Source organism: Nitratireductor basaltis (genome assembly GCF_000733725.1).
Taxonomy (GTDB): Bacteria; Pseudomonadota; Alphaproteobacteria; order Rhizobiales; family Rhizobiaceae; genus Chelativorans; species Chelativorans basaltis.
In genome coordinates, this window is the sequence record NZ_JMQM01000001.1 from 2324389 (window position 1) to 2337096 (window position 12708).

General features: G+C 60.8%; 10 protein-coding genes and 1 riboswitch. Of the genes, 6 read left to right on the forward strand and 4 right to left on the reverse strand.

The features are described from left to right. Positions 1-56 precede the first annotated feature (56 nt). Positions 57-1550: a MocR-like pyridoxine biosynthesis transcription factor PdxR gene (gene pdxR, locus EL18_RS11205; protein ID WP_036482991.1), complete on the forward strand. Its 1494-nt coding sequence runs from the start codon at positions 57-59 to the stop codon at positions 1548-1550. Here the strand turns inward: pdxR and chrA are convergent. Continuing rightward, positions 1547-2755, reverse strand: a complete 1209-nt coding sequence (gene chrA / locus EL18_RS11210; RefSeq protein WP_036484618.1) for a chromate efflux transporter — start codon at positions 2753-2755, stop codon at positions 1547-1549. The two genes, pdxR and chrA, sit on opposite strands and share 4 nt — an antisense overlap. Positions 2756-2928: 173 nt before the next feature. Between chrA and EL18_RS11215 the strand changes: the two genes are divergently transcribed. Continuing rightward, positions 2929-3402 (forward strand): SRPBCC family protein, encoded by a 474-nt coding sequence (locus tag EL18_RS11215; RefSeq protein WP_036484620.1) that lies wholly within the window; start codon positions 2929-2931, stop codon positions 3400-3402. Between the two features lie 30 nt (positions 3403-3432). Here the strand turns inward: EL18_RS11215 and EL18_RS11220 are convergent, their stop codons facing one another. Next, positions 3433-4563: an Mrp/NBP35 family ATP-binding protein gene (locus EL18_RS11220; RefSeq protein WP_036484622.1), complete on the reverse strand. Its 1131-nt coding sequence runs from the start codon at positions 4561-4563 to the stop codon at positions 3433-3435. Positions 4564-4704: 141 nt separating this feature from the next. On the opposite strand from EL18_RS11220, the gene EL18_RS11225 reads away from it, so the two are divergent. Genes EL18_RS11225 through EL18_RS11235 form a run of 3 tightly spaced genes read left to right on the forward strand, consistent with a single transcriptional unit; the run spans position 4705 to position 8453 of the window. Further along, complete coding sequence (locus EL18_RS11225; protein WP_036482996.1) at positions 4705-5442, forward strand: gluconate 2-dehydrogenase subunit 3 family protein; 738 nt, start codon at positions 4705-4707, stop codon at positions 5440-5442. Positions 5443-5445: 3 nt separating this feature from the next. Continuing rightward, a complete protein-coding gene (locus EL18_RS11230; protein WP_036482999.1) occupies positions 5446-7209 on the forward strand; it encodes a GMC family oxidoreductase in 1764 nt (587 codons plus the stop codon). Continuing rightward, complete coding sequence (locus EL18_RS11235) at positions 7206-8453, forward strand: c-type cytochrome (RefSeq protein ID WP_051914054.1); 1248 nt, start codon at positions 7206-7208, stop codon at positions 8451-8453. The genes EL18_RS11230 and EL18_RS11235 overlap by 4 nt, the downstream gene beginning before the upstream one ends. 35 nt (positions 8454-8488) lie before the next feature. Here the strand turns inward: EL18_RS11235 and EL18_RS11240 are convergent, their stop codons facing one another. Both EL18_RS11240 and EL18_RS11245 read right to left on the reverse strand, forming a co-directional pair. Further along, positions 8489-9691 carry a PAS domain-containing sensor histidine kinase gene (locus tag EL18_RS11240; RefSeq protein WP_244444556.1) on the reverse strand — a complete coding sequence of 401 codons (1203 nt, stop codon included), beginning with the start codon at positions 9689-9691 and terminating at the stop codon, positions 8489-8491. Between the two features lie 26 nt (positions 9692-9717). Then, a complete protein-coding gene (locus EL18_RS11245; protein WP_036483005.1) occupies positions 9718-10506 on the reverse strand; it encodes an alpha/beta fold hydrolase in 789 nt (262 codons plus the stop codon). 154 nt (positions 10507-10660) lie between these two features. Continuing rightward, positions 10661-10789, forward strand: a riboswitch (TPP riboswitch). 88 nt (positions 10790-10877) lie between these two features. On the opposite strand from EL18_RS11245, the gene thiC reads away from it, so the two are divergent. Further along, positions 10878-12704, forward strand: a complete 1827-nt coding sequence (thiC, locus tag EL18_RS11250; protein ID WP_036483008.1) for a phosphomethylpyrimidine synthase ThiC — start codon at positions 10878-10880, stop codon at positions 12702-12704. The last annotated feature ends 4 nt before the right edge of the window (positions 12705-12708 follow it).

Genomic DNA, 12708 nt, shown 5'->3' on the forward strand with positions numbered 1-12708 from the left:
TCCAGGCTTGCGAATTTAGTAAGGCGTATATAGCATCCGCCCGCGAGAGGTTTGCTATGCCAACGAGAAATGACACAGCCCTGTGGGCAGGGCTCTTCAAAATATCCCCCGATTCCGGACAGACACTGCAGGCGCAGATCCGTCAGGCCATCGTTTCCGCCATTCTGGACCGCCAGATCGCGCCGTCCATGCCACTGCCGTCCTGCCGTATTCTGGCGGACAAACTGGGCGTGGCGCGTGGCACTGTGGTGCTGGCTTTCCAGCAACTCGTGGACCAGGGGTTCCTGATCGCGCGCGAGCGCCGCGGTCACTTCGTCAATCCGGAAGTGTTGGCCTCACCGCCCCGTGCCGCCCGCAAAGGACCGAAGAAAACCGGCCAGATCGACTGGAAGGCGCGGCGTCAGGTCTTTGCATCCGACATGCCGGAAGGCATGAAGCACGGCGACTGGATGCAGTATTCCTATCCATTTGTGTATGGGCAGTTCGACCCGGCACTATTCCCGACGGCGGAATGGCGCGAGTGCAACCGCATGGCGCTGGCGGTTCTGGAAATCCGCAACTGGGCGGCCGACATGGTCGACAAGGATGATCCGCTTCTGATCGAGCAGATCCAGGCCCGGCTCTTGCCGCGACGCGGCATCTTCGCCAATCCCGACGAGATCATCGTGACGCTGGGTGCGCAGCATGCGCTCTACATGCTCTCCACGCTTCTGATGATGCGCGGCGCGCGGGTCGCGATGGAAAATCCGGGATATCCTGATGCACGCTCCATCTTCCGCCTGGCGGGTGCCGAAACGCTACCCGTGCCGGTCGATCAGGAAGGCATCAATGTGGAGGCCATCCCGCAGGATGCCGACTTTGTCTTCACGACGCCAAGCCATCATTGCCCGACCATGGTGCCGCTCAGCCGGGCACGGCGCGAGGCGCTCCTGGCGCGCGCGGAAGAAAACGACTGGGTGGTCATCGAGGACGACTATGACAGCCAGCTTGCGGACGAAACGCCGCAGGAAGCGCTCAAGGGTCTCGATCACACCGGCCGCGTCATCTATGTCGGCTCAATGTCCAAGACGCTCGCACCAGGCCTGCGCCTCGGTTACATCGTGGCACCGGCTGATCTGGTGGCCGAGTTGCGTGCGCTGCGCCGCTTCATGCTGCGCCATCCGCCCGCAAACAACCAGCGCGCGGTCGCACTGTTCCTGTCGCTGGGCCACCACGATGCGCTTGTCCGCCGGCTCTCCTCCGCCTTCGAGGAGCGGCGGGAGAAGGTGCTGGATGCGATACATACCTATATGCCAGAATGGAGCGCCTGCGATGTGCGCGGCGGCACTTCGCTTTGGCTGCAGGGGCCACCCGGCACGGACACCGAAGCAATCGCGAAAGCGGCGGCCCAGCGCAGCGTGCTGGTGGAACCGGGACCGCGCTTCTTCGACGGGCCGGAGCGCTCCTCACCTTTCATGCGTCTTGGCATTTCCTCGATTGCCCTTCAGCAAATCGAGCCTGGAATTCGTGAACTGGCAGCAGTGGCGAACCGGCGTTCGGTGGCGGCCTAAACAGCCGCCATCAACACGCCGGAAAGCGCGCAGAAGACGACCACCATCCATGGCGGGAGCTTCCACAAAACGAGCAGCATGAAGGCAGTCGCCGCAACGGCAAAGTCCAGCGGCGACAGCACACCGGTGGTGAAGACCGGGTGATAGAGTGCTGCAGCCAATATGCCGACCACCGCCGCATTGGCACCCTTGATGGCTGACGCCGCCAGCGGGAATTTCCTGATGGCTGCCCAGAATGGCAGCACACCGACAAGAAGCAGGATACCCGGCAGGAAGATGAAGACGAGCGCCAGTGCCGCACCCGCCACACCCGAAGGCGCCCCCTGCATCACGGCACCAAGATAGGCGGCGAAGGTAAAGAGCGGACCGGGTACGGCTTGTGCAGCACCATATCCGGCGAGGAAGACGTCGCTGCTGACAAGCCCCTGTTCGACGGTTCCAGCTTGCAGGAGCGGCAGGACCACATGGCCACCACCGAAGACCAGCGCGCCTGCACGATAGAAGATATCGGCGTGTTCCATCGCGCCTGTTCCTGCAATGCCGTTCAGCAGTGGCAGACCGAATAGCAAAAGGGCGAAAAGCACCAGCGCAGCAAATCCCACCCTTCGGCTGACGGGGAAGGCCAGTGCAGGCGCTGTCGTGTCGTCTGTGCGGGCCATCAATGTCATGCCTGCAGCCGCACCCGCCAAAATCGCAAGAACCTGACCAAAGGCGCTGGTGAGAAGAGTGACAAGCGCAAGCGCTGCGAGGGCGATGGCGGCGCGCTTGCGATCGGGACAAAGCGCATGCGCCATACCGAGCAGTGCCTGGGCCACGATGACAACCGCCACGAGCTTCAACCCGTGAACCAGCCCCTGTCCAACTTCACCCTGCAGGCTGTCGGCAAGATACGCAAACAGGACAAGCAGAAAGGCCGAGGGCAAGGTGAAAGCGGTCCATGCGGCCAAACCACCGAGTGCACCGGCGCGCTGCAGCCCCAGAGCGAAACCGACCTGGCTTGAGGCCGGGCCCGGCAGGAACTGGCAGAGTGCCACGAGCTCCGCATAAGCGTCGTCGGAAAGCCAGCCTCGGCGCTTGACCAGCTCATCGCGAAAATAGCCCAGATGCGCGATCGGACCGCCGAAGGAGGTCAGGCCAAGCTTCAGGAAGGCGGCGAAAACTTCACTGACCCAGCCTTTCCGTCTAACTTCACCGGCATCAGCCATGCGTGACAAATTCACCCCCAGATCCAGTACCGGCAGGGAAGCCGGCTCAATTGCCCCTGCGTAGCCGCGAGGCATGACAGGATTATTTCACGCGCGGATTGGCAGCAAGGCCGATGGACAAGCCACCGGAGCTGAGCTAGCCAGAAGAAGCACTACACATGGAGGAGATGAGCATGGCGATGGAGATCGAAGGCCAGGAGCGCATTGAAGCGCCGGTCGAGAAAGTCTGGGCGGCACTCAATGATCCCGACATCCTCAAGGAGTGCATCCCCGGCTGCCAAGAGCTTGAGAAGAAATCCGACACCGAATTTGCCGCCACCGTCTCGCTCAAGATCGGGCCCATCAAGGCCAAGTTCAACGGTGCGGTTGAGCTGACCAATCTCAATCCGCCGCACTCCTACACCATTTCCGGCGAGGGCAAGGGCGGTGTTGCCGGCTTTGCCAAGGGCGGTGCGGATGTCTCGCTTGAAGAGGATGGCCCGGAGGCAACCATCCTGTCCTACACCGCCAAGGCGGATGTCGGAGGCAAGATGGCGCAACTCGGCAGTCGCCTGATCCAATCGACTTCAAAGAAACTTGCAGCCCAGTTCTTCTCGGACTTCAACGAATGCGTCAGCGGCAAGTCGGCGGAAGAGGCTGTTTCTTAGGACACGCCCTGCATCGGGCCAGCTGTCACTTCACTCGAAAAGGATGGCCGGAGCCTGGGCGGCTTCACCTTCGAGGGCAAGCTGCTCCAGCACGCCGCGCGCGATTGACCGGTAGGTTCTGGCCTGTGCACCATCCGGATTCGAGTGAACGACCGGGTCGCCTGCATCGGAGAGTTCACGCACGTCCATGGTGAGCGGGACCTCACCCAGGAAGCGCACGCCAAGGCATTGCGCCTCCGAACGAGCCCCCCCATGGCCAAAGATGTCGTAGCGCTTGCCCGTGTCAGGGGCGATGAAGTAGCTCATATTTTCGACAATGCCGAGCAGCGGCACTTCGACCTTGCGGAACATGTTGAGGCCCTTTCGGGCATCGATGAGCGCCAGATCCTGTGGCGTGGAGACGATGACCGCGCCTGCAAGCGGCACCTGCTGCGCCATGGTGAGCTGCGCGTCACCCGTTCCCGGCGGCATGTCCACCACCATGACGTCGAGCTCACCCCAGGCGACATCCCGCATCATCTGCCTGAGTGCAGACATCACCATTGGCCCGCGCCAGATCATCGGCGCTTCTTCCTCGACGAGGAAGCCGATCGACATGACCTTCACGCCATATGCTTCCATCGGCTTGAGCGTCTTGGAATCGACCATCTCCGGCTTGCCCTTCAACCCAAGCAGGCGCGGCATGGAGGGGCCATAGATATCGGCGTCCAGGATGCCGACCTTCAAGCCTTCGCCCGCAAGCGCAAGCGCCAGATTGACCGCAGTGGTGGACTTTCCCACTCCGCCCTTGCCGCTGGCAACCGCAATAATCTTTTCGACACCGGGAATGCCCGCCTTCTGGCTGCTGCGTGGCTGAGGTGCAGGTTTGGGGTCGGGCCTGCGGGCAGGTTCCGTGCCCATGCCTCCGCCTTCCTTCTCAGCAGTCAGCGCGACCATCGCGCCCTTCACGCCCGGAATCTCCTTGACCGCATCTTCCGCAGCCGCCCGCAGCGGCTCGAGCTCCTTGGCACGTTTGGCAGGGACGGTGATGGAGAAGAAGACTTTTCCATCCGCGATGAAGATTTCCGAAACAAGCCCACGCGAGACGATGTCGCCCTCAAGACCGGGGTCCTTGATCGAGGACAAGCGTTCCAAAACTGCTTCGCGTGTGGGCTCAGTCATCATCCATCTCCTGCGTTGTCCTGCCAGATAAGGAGTTTTCACGCCGGAACCAAGCCTTCCCGCTGATGTGCTGAGAAAAATGGAACTTGATCCGGCTGCAGTCATTGAGATGGAAGGTGAGACTTGTACGGAGGGAGGCAGTTGTTTCGTTTCTCACGTCGTAGACTGCTGCTCGGCGCATCCGCCGGCATCTTGGCCGGTGTAAGCCCCGCCCTGCTTTCAAGCCGGGAATATTCGGGCGAGATGCCCTATCGCCCCGCACCCTTTCCCTCCCCCCGCGGATATGATCCGACACTTCGCTTTCTCACAGAGGAAGAGCGCGCATTTCTGACAGCCGCCGTCGATCGGTTCATTCCGGCCGATGAATGGCCGAGCGCCTCGGAGCTTGGGGTGGTGAACTTTATCGATCACCAACTGGCAGGCCCATTCGGGCGCGGTGCGATCTACTACACGAAGCCCCCATTCCTGAAAGGCAGCGAACAGCAGGGTTACCAATCAGGCGAACCCGCGCGGCTTTACCGGACCGCCATTGCCGAGATCGAGCAACGCGTTGTGGATAGCCACGGCGCGCATTTTGCGGAACTGGAGCCTGACCAGCAGGACGATATCCTCAGGCAGCTGGAAGAAGGCGAGATGGAACTTGGCGAAGCCAGCGCCACGGACTTCTTCACCATGCTTCTGCAGAACACGAAGGAAGGCTATTTCGGCGATCCCGTCCATGGCGGCAACCGCAACATGGAATCATGGCGCATGATCGGCTTTCCCGGCGCGCGCTACGACTACCGGCCATATGTCGACTGGTACAACAGGCGTGTCGAGCTCGAACCGGTGTCTGTTGCAGGCTTCACCCGATTTACCCCCGAAAGCAGGGAAGACTAGAGCATGGCACGCATAATGCCGCGCAAGGATGTGGTCATCGTTGGGCTTGGCTGGACCGGCTCCATCGTCGCGCAGGAATTGACCGAAGAGGGGCTTGAGGTTCTAGCCCTGGAGCGCGGCGTCTGGCGGGCAACCTCCGAAGATTTTGCCGTCACCAATGCGCAGGACGAAGTGCGCTACCGCTTTCGCCATGAGCTGTTCGAGTCGTTGAGCCGCGAGACTTTGACCTTTCGCAACAACACGAACGAGATCGCCCTGCCGATGCGTCAGCTGGGCTCGTTTCTGCCGGGAACGAATGTCGGCGGGTCCGGCGTGCACTGGAACGGGCAGACCTGGCGATTCCTGCCGTCCGATTTCGTCGCGCGCTCCCACAACGAGGAGCGCTACGGGGCACTCCCGGAAGACATGACGGTCCAGGACTGGGGTGTCACATATGACGACCTGGAGCCGCATTTCACGCAGTTCGAGTATCTGTGCGGAATTGCCGGCAAGGCGGGCAATATCAAGGGCGAAATCCAGCTCGGCGGCAACCCGTTCGAGGGCTGGCGCTCCACCGAGTACCCCACGCCGCCCATGGACATGGTCTATGGGCCGACGCTTTTTGCCAAGGCATCCGCGGAACTCGGCTATCACCCGTTCCCCGGTCCCTCGGCCAATATGAGCCAAGCCTACACGAACCCGCTCGGCGTTTCTCTGGCACCATGCACCTATTGCGGCTTTTGCGAGAAATTCGCCTGCGGGAATTATTCCAAGGCGACAGCAGAAACGACCATCCTCCCGGTTCTGATGGAGAAGGAAAACTTCACGCTGCGCACCGAGTCCATGGTGCTTCGAGTGCTGACCGACAAGCAGAAGACGCGCGCAACCGGCGTGGAATACATCACCGCGGAGGGGGAACTGGTCGAGCAACCGGCCGATATCGTTATCCTCGCCGCCTATATCACGCACAATGTTCACCTGATGCTCGTGTCGGGTATCGGGCAGCCCTACAATCCCCGCACCGGTGAAGGGCTCGTCGGCAAGAACTACGCCTATCAGACCATGTCAGGTGTGACGCTGTTCTATGACGACGATACCTGGTTCAACCCTTTCGTCGGCGCCGGTGCGCTCGGCATGTGCGTGGACGACTTCAACGGCGACAATTTCGATCACACCGGGCTCGGCTTCATCGGGGGCGGCTATCTTGCTCAGTGGCAGACCAACGGACGACCCATCGAGCACCAGCCGACACCAGAAGACACACCCTCATGGGGTGCTCGATACAAGAAGGCCGTCCGCGAGAACTACCAACACTCGATCAGCATCGGCGCGCATGGCGCCCAGATGAGCTACCGGCAGAATTATCTCGATCTCGATCCGACCTATCGCGACGCCTATGGCCGACCGCTTCTGCGCATGACCTTCGACTTCACCGAAAACGACTACAACATGTCGAACTTCCTCACCGACAGGTTGGTGGACATCGCCAAGGTGATGAACCCGAAGAGCTACAAGGTCAGCCGCCGGGAGGGCCCCTATTCCATCGTGCCCTATCAGACCACGCACAATACCGGAGGGCATATCATGGGCGCGAGCCCGGCCGACAGCGTCACCAACCGCTACAATCAGAGTTGGGACCTGCCCAACCTGTTCCTGATGGGTGCGGGCAATTTCCCGCAGAACCCCGGCTACAATCCGACAGGCACAGTAGCAGCGCTGGCCTACCATTCGGTGCAGGCCATTCGTGAGCAGTATCTGAGCAATCCCGGACCGCTGGTGCAGGCATGATGGTTAGATCAAGCAGCGTCATCTTTGCAGGAACAACGCTCGTTGGCCTCATGGCTTCCACCGCCGCCATGGCCGTCGATGCCAATGACTGGACCATGCGTCAGCGCGGACAGTATCTGACACGTGCCGGTGATTGCGCTGCCTGCCACACGGTCGACGAGAGCAAGCCGATGGCAGGCGATTACGCGTTGCCGACGCCGTTCGGCACGATCTACACGGCCAACATCACGCCGGACGAGGAAACGGGGATCGGTGCCTGGACCGCTGAAGATTTCTATCGCGCGATGAACGAGGGCATCCGACCCAATGGAGAGCGGCTTTATCCGGCCTTTCCATACACGCATTACACGGTCGTTACGCGCGACGACAGCAATGCGATCTTTGCCTATCTGAACTCGTTGGAACCGGTGCGCCAGCAGGTTCGCGAGCCCGATTTTCCCTGGCCCTTGAGCATGCGCTTTGCCCTGCGCGGATGGAACATGCTCAACTTCGAGGACAGGGAATTCGAACCGGATCCGGAGCGATCCGAAGCCTGGAATCGCGGGAAATATCTTGTGGATGGATTAGGCCACTGCGCCATGTGTCATTCGCCGAAGAACATCATCGGTGCGGTGAAGGAGGGCGACGATGCGTTTACCGGTGGCTATGCAGAGGGTTGGTGGGCCCCTTCCCTGACCAGCTCCGCTGACGACGGCATCGGCGACTGGAGCGACCAGCAGCTCTTCGAGTTCCTCAAGCACGGACGCAATGATCGGACCGCGGCCTTCGGTCCCATGGCCGAAGTGATCGAGATTTCGACGAGCCACATGACCGACGAGGATGTGCAGGCCATCGTCGAATATATCCGCTCGATCCCCGCGCAGGACACGGAAGAGCACGAACCTCTGGATGAGGATGAACCGGAGATGCTGCTCGGCCGCACCATCTACGAGGCACAATGCTCTGCCTGCCATGCCCCTGATGGCATGGGCATCCCCGGCCAGTTTGCGGCGCTTGCGAAATCCTCGCTCGCACAGTCCTCAAACGCCACGTCTCTGGTACGCATCATACTCGAAGGTGCACGAGCGGCGCAGACCGAACGCTACCCCACGCGCCACGTCATGCCCGCATTCGAGTGGAAGCTGAATGACGAAGAGGTTGCGGCCGTGGCGACTTATGTGCGCAATGCTTTCGGCAATGCTGCGACAGCCGTGTCTGAAGATTTCGTCGAAGACACGCGTGAGGATATCCGAAAGGAGCGCTGAGTTCCGAGGGATGCCCGATGCAGTAGTTCTCGGTGCTACTTCGAGGGCGCACGAGGCGTCGGTGCACGCAGCGGCATGCGCAGCGTGAAGCGGGTTTCCATTTCGTCGCTTTTGACACGCAAGGTGCCGCCATGCGCAACCGCGATCTCGCGTGCGATGTACAGGCCAAGGCCGAGACCCTTGTGGGTTCCCCCCGGCTCTCCACGCGAGAAGGGATGGAACAGCCTTTTGCGCACCTCCGCCGGAATGGGTTTGCCGTGATTGATGACGCTGAGCACCAACCGACCGTTCTCCTCGCGCGCCTCCAGCCTGACAGGACGTTCGGGATCGCCGTGAATGACAGCATTGCCCAGCAGATTTGAAACCATCTGTGCCAGGCGATGGCGATCACACTCCACGTCGCTGCTCAGTTCAAGCTTTACAACTATCTCCCGATCGGGATTGCTCGATGCGATCTCTTCGATGACCTGCTGCAGAACCGGTGTCAGCGGCCCTGGCGGACTCCGGTCCACGGGAATGCCCTCGCCCAGGCGACCGCGCGCGAAGTCCAGAACGTCGTCGATCAGCTCGACCATGCGGTTCGTGCTCTTGCCCACCAGGCTCAGCACCTGCTCTCCGCGATCGCTCAGCTGCTCGCGAGACAATACCCGCAGGCCCGAATCGATGGCCGCAAGCGGGTTTTTAAGGTCATGCCCTAGCACGGCTATGAACTGCTCGCGCAGGTCTCCCTGCTTTCGCTCACTCTGGAGCGCCCGTTCCAGCTTCAGCCGTTCGGCGACGGTTTCCTCAACGCGCCGTTCCAGCTCATTGTTCAGCTTTCCCAGCGCTGCATGGGCCTTCTCGGCGGCACGCCGTGCCTCCACCATTTCCCGCTCGTAGCGACGCCTCTCGGCGGCCTTGAAGACTGTAATGCGCGTGAAAAGCAGATTGCCCTGCGCATCCCGTCGCTCCATCGCATTGGCAAGCACGGGCAGGCGTTCGTCGTTGTTCGCCACCAGATCGACGGCAACCTCGTGGAAAAAGCCCTGCATGCGCAGCAGAGGGGCGAAATGCGTCTCGAAGAACATGCGACTCGGCACGCTCAGCATTTCATGGAAGGGTCGCCCCAGGATCTCCTTTGCCGACCTGTCCAGCCAGGTGCAGATGGTGGTGTTGACCTTCACCACGCGAGCGTGACGGTCCAGCGAAACATAACCGCAGGGGGCACGCTCGTAGAGATCCTCAAGATCTTCAGTCAAGCCGTCCGCCAATTGCCCGGTTGCGCTCAAAGGAAATTCCTCATTGCACTGATGACCTCATCGGGTGCGCTCAGATGCGGGCAGTGACCTGTCGCCTCGAGCAGCGCAAACTCGCTGTTTGGAAGCTTCTCGTGCACATATTGACCCACATGCGGAGCGGCGATCACGTCTTCCTCGCATTGAAGGACCAGCGTCCGGGTATTCACGCGCGAAAGGTCATCCCTGTTGTCGGAGGTGAAGGTGACGCGGGCGAAATGACGTGCAATATCGGGATCGGTCCTGCAGAAGCTGTTCACGAGTTCCTCGGAGAGTTCAGGCCGATCCGGATTACCCATGATCGTCGGTCCCATCGCTGCCGACCAGCCCATATGGTTGTCGTCGAGGAAATCGAGAAGCTCTTCGATCTGAGACTGCGAGAAGCCGCCCTTGTAGTCCCCTTCGTCGATGTAGCGAGGCGAAGGCCCTACCATGACTATGCTCTCAAACAGTGCGGGCGCCTTTATGGAGGCGAGAGCGCCAATCATGGCGCTTACCGAATGGCCAACGAAGATGACGTCATTCAGTTCCAGCTCTCGGAGGATCTCGACGACATCGTCGGCATAGCCTTGCAGATCAGCGTATTTGTCGTGGTCATAGGCGGAGAGATCCGACTTCCCGGCGCCGACATGGTCGAACAGGACGATCCTGTACTCGTCCTCGAATGCTGGATAGACCAGCCGCCACATGTTCTGGTCGCAGCCGAAGCCGTGGGCGAACATCATCGCCTTCTCGCCAGAACCGCGGACAGCCACGTTGTTGCGATGCAAAACCGACATAGGTGCCCCCTCGGCAGGTATTTGGAAAACGGTACCACGCAGGTTCCCTTAAAGCTATTATCCACCTGGATGAAGACGAAATCGGCAGGCCGTCCCCTCGATTTCCAGCCGCAGAACGGCTTGACAATCTCTCGTTCGAATGTTCACCATCGCGCCATTCCACCAGGGGTGCCCCGGCAAGGGGCTGAGATACTGTTGGCGGGGCTTGAAGCCCAATGCGCACAGTGACCCGTCGAACCTGATCCAGTTCATACTGGCGTAGGGACGGTGCAGATTGCCGATGCTGCCAATGCGGCAGAACCGACGCGGCCAATCCTCATCATTCCAAGCAGTACTGGGTCTTCATCGCGAGCGCGAAGGAGCCTCAACGCATGACCATCCACCAGAAAAGTGTGTCCCCCACGGTCACCACCGGACCACTTCCCGCCTCCACCAAGGTCTACAAACCGGGCAAGCAACACCCGGATATCCGCGTGCCGATGCGCGAGATCGCCGTTCATCCAAGTGCGGGCGAGCCGCCCGTGACGGTCTATGACGCTTCCGGCCCCTATACCGATCCGACAGCGGAAATCTCCATCGACAAGGGCCTGCCGCGCCTGCGCCAGAAATGGATCGAGGCGCGCGGTGACGTGGAAGCCTATGAGGGCCGCCACGTGAAGCCGGAGGACAATGGTTTCGTCTCGGGCGAGCGACTGACGCCGGAATTTCCCATCCGTCACCAGCCGCTGAAGGCAAAGGACGGCAAGGCCGTCACGCAACTTGCCTATGCGCGCGCCGGGATCATCACGCCGGAGATGGAATTCATCGCGATCCGCGAGAATCTGGGCCGCGAAGAAGCCAAAGCAGCCCTACAGCGTGACGGCGAAAGCTTCGGCGCGCATATTCCCGATCACGTGACACCGGAATTCGTGCGGCAGGAAGTGGCAGAGGGCCGCGCGATCATCCCCTCCAACATCAACCACCCGGAAGCCGAGCCGATGATCATCGGGCGGAACTTCCTCGTGAAGATCAACGCCAATATCGGCAATTCGGCTGTCACCTCCTCCATGGCTGAGGAAGTGGAGAAGATGGTCTGGGCCACCCGCTGGGGTGCCGACACGGTGATGGACCTTTCGACGGGCCGCAACATCCACAATATCCGCGAGTGGATCATCCGCAATTCGCCAGTACCGATCGGCACGGTGCCGCTTTACCAGGCACTGGAGAAGGTTGGTGGCATTGCCGAAGACCTGACATGGGAAGTCTATCGCGACACGCTGATCGAGCAGGCCGAACAGGGCGTCGATTATTTCACCATCCATGCAGGGGTGCGGCTTCACTATATTCCGCTGACCGTCGACCGTGTGACCGGCATCGTCTCGCGCGGCGGCTCGATCATGGCCAAGTGGTGCCTGCACCATCACAAGGAAAGCTTCCTCTACGAGCATTTCGAGGAAATCTGCGGCATCTGCCGCGCCTATGACGTTTCGTTCTCGCTCGGCGACGGATTGCGCCCCGGCTCCATCGCCGACGCCAATGACGCCGCGCAGTTTGCCGAGCTCGAAACGCTGGGTGAGCTGACCAGGATCGCGTGGGCGAAAGATTGCCAGGTGATGATCGAGGGCCCCGGCCATGTGCCGATGCACAAGATCAAGGAGAACATGGACAAGCAGCTCGACGTCTGCGGCGAGGCGCCCTTTTATACGCTTGGACCGCTCACGACCGATATCGCGCCTGGCTACGATCACATCACGAGCGGCATTGGTGCAGCCATGATCGGCTGGTTCGGCACAGCCATGCTTTGCTATGTGACGCCGAAGGAGCATCTGGGTCTTCCGGACCGCGATGACGTGAAGACGGGTGTCATCACCTACAAGATCGCGGCCCATGCCGCAGACCTTGCGAAGGGTCATCCGGCGGCGAAAATCCGTGATGACGCGTTGTCGCGCGCGCGCTTCGAGTTCCGCTGGGAGGATCAGTTCAACCTCTCGCTTGATCCGGAGACGGCGCGGAACTTCCACGACGAGACGCTTCCCAAGGAAGCGCACAAGGTGGCGCATTTCTGCTCCATGTGCGGGCCGAAATTCTGCTCCATGCGCATCTCGCACGACATTCGTGCCGAAGCGCAGAAGGAAGGCATGGAAAAGATGGCGGAGAAGTTCCGCAAGGGCGGCGATCTCTACATGCCGCTCGAAACAGCCGGCGCGATGAAGGAATAGGCGC